Source organism: bacterium, assembly GCA_026414725.1.
Lineage (GTDB): Bacteria > Ratteibacteria > UBA8468 > B48-G9 > JAFGKM01 > JAAYXZ01.
Map to the genome: position 1 here is coordinate 348 of JAOAIL010000057.1, position 346 is coordinate 693.

Genomic DNA, 346 nt, shown 5'->3' on the forward strand with positions numbered 1-346 from the left:
GTTTAATATCCCTTCAATTTCTTTTACTGTTAATTTACTAATTTCAAGTATTCTACTATAAGCATTCCATAAAAAAGGTATTGAAAAAGTTATAAATCCAAGATAAATTCCCTGAATATAGTTTATGATTTTGTGAGGTGGCGGGAATTTTTTTATAATAAGGAAATTAAAATTCAAAAGCGTTAAAATGAAGATAATCCATAGATATAGCCAGTAGGAAATATAAAAGTTATAAAATTTTTCTCCTGTCTGTTTTAACCGGTTTTTTAAATTCATTTTCCTCAAATTTTCTTTTCCAGTTTGAATGTTACTTTATAAGTATAAAGACCTATATTGTTAACAATTG

General features: G+C 24.9%; 1 protein-coding gene. It reads right to left on the minus strand.

Annotation, left to right across the window (positions count from 1 at the left end; translation table 11 throughout):
* The coding region (locus N3D17_07815) for a hypothetical protein (GenBank protein MCX8083268.1) at positions 1-276 on the minus strand (276 nt) is incomplete at its 3' end.
* Between the last annotated feature and the right edge of the window lie 70 nt (positions 277-346).